The sequence below is a fragment of the Streptomyces sp. SID13666 genome (assembly GCF_010548325.1).
Classification (GTDB): Bacteria; Actinomycetota; Actinomycetes; order Streptomycetales; family Streptomycetaceae; genus Actinacidiphila; species Actinacidiphila fildesensis.
This window is the reverse complement of sequence record NZ_JAAGLX010000115.1, coordinates 1-1193: the sequence shown is the minus strand read 5'-3', so window position 1 is coordinate 1193 and position 1193 is coordinate 1. Positions and strand designations below refer to the sequence as shown.

At 64.8% G+C, this 1193-nt stretch carries 1 protein-coding gene; it reads right to left on the bottom strand.

Going from position 1 to position 1193, the window contains the following annotated elements; translation table 11 throughout:
* Positions 1-52: 52 nt before the first annotated feature.
* The gene (locus G3I60_RS43605; protein WP_203675333.1) at positions 53-1135 is read right to left on the bottom strand and encodes an IS630 family transposase; all 1083 of its coding nucleotides are present in this window, start codon (positions 1133-1135) and stop codon (positions 53-55) included.
* Positions 1136-1193 lie beyond the last annotated feature (58 nt).

Here is a 1193-nt window from a genome sequence, read left to right as displayed (position 1 = left end):
GCGAGGGCGCGTGCCAGGCGTCGTGGGCCAGGCGGGACTTTCGCAACACGCCCTAGTGTTCTGAGTCGGGAATTCTGTTCAGATATGAGGCGAGGCGTTCGAGGATCTCGTCTGCAGTCTTCGTCCAGACGTAGGGCTTCGGGTCGGTGTTCCAGGCGGCGATCCAGTTACGGATGTCCTTCTCCAGGGCCTGGACGGACCTGTGGACGCCTCGCCGTATCTGTTTGTTGGTCAGCTCGGCGAACCACCGCTCGACAAGGTTCAGCCAGGACGATCCGGTCGGGGTGAAGTGCAGGTGGAAGCGGGGGTGAGCCAGCAGCCACTTCTTGATCGCAGGTGTCTTGTGGGTCGCGTAGTTGTCGCAGATCAGATGAACGTCCAGGCCGGCCGGCACTTCCTTGTCGAGTTTGATCAGGAACTTCTTGAATTCCTCGGCCCGGTGGCGGCGGTGCAGGGACCCGATCACTTTGCCGGTGCCGACCTCGAGCGCGGCGAACAGGGTGGTGGTGCCGGCACGGACGTAGTCATGGGTGGCTCGCTCGGGAACCCCGGGCATCATCGGCAGCACGGGCTGGGACCGGTCCAGGGCCTGGATCTGCGACTTCTCGTCCACGCAGAAGACCAGGGCCCGCTCGGGCGGGTCCAGGTAGAGACCGACGACATCATGGACCTTGTCCACGAAGTACGGATCCGTCGACAACTTGAAGGTCTGCGACCGGTGCGGCTGCAGGCCGAACGCCCGCCAGATCCGCGACACCGACGACTGCGACAAGCCCATTTCCTTCGCCATCGAACGAGTCGACCAGTGCGTCGCGTTCTTCGGCGTGGATTCCAGCGTCCTGGTGACCACCGCGGCGACCTGCTCGTCCGTTACCGTCCTGGGGCCACCCGGACGCGGCATGTCACCCAGACCGGCAATCCGGTACTGCACAAACCGGGCCCGCCAGCGCCCCACCGCCTGCGGCGTGGAACCGAGCTGAGCCGCCACGTCCTTGTTCGAGACACCGTCAGCACACGCCAGAACGATCCGACACCGCAGGGCCCACGCCTGCGGCGTGGAACGACGCCGCACCCACTCCTCGAGCGCGGCCCGTTCCTCATCCGACAGCGTCAACTCGGCCTTCGGCCGCCCCATCCGTGCCATAGGCCAAGCCTACACATCTGAACAAAATTCCCGACTCAGAACACTAGGG

Excerpts from the sequence above, each read along its gene's own strand:
- G3I60_RS43605 (WP_203675333.1), bottom strand. The coding sequence starts at position 1,135 with ATGGGGCGGCCGAAGGCCGAGTTGACGCTGTCGGATGAGGAACGGGCC.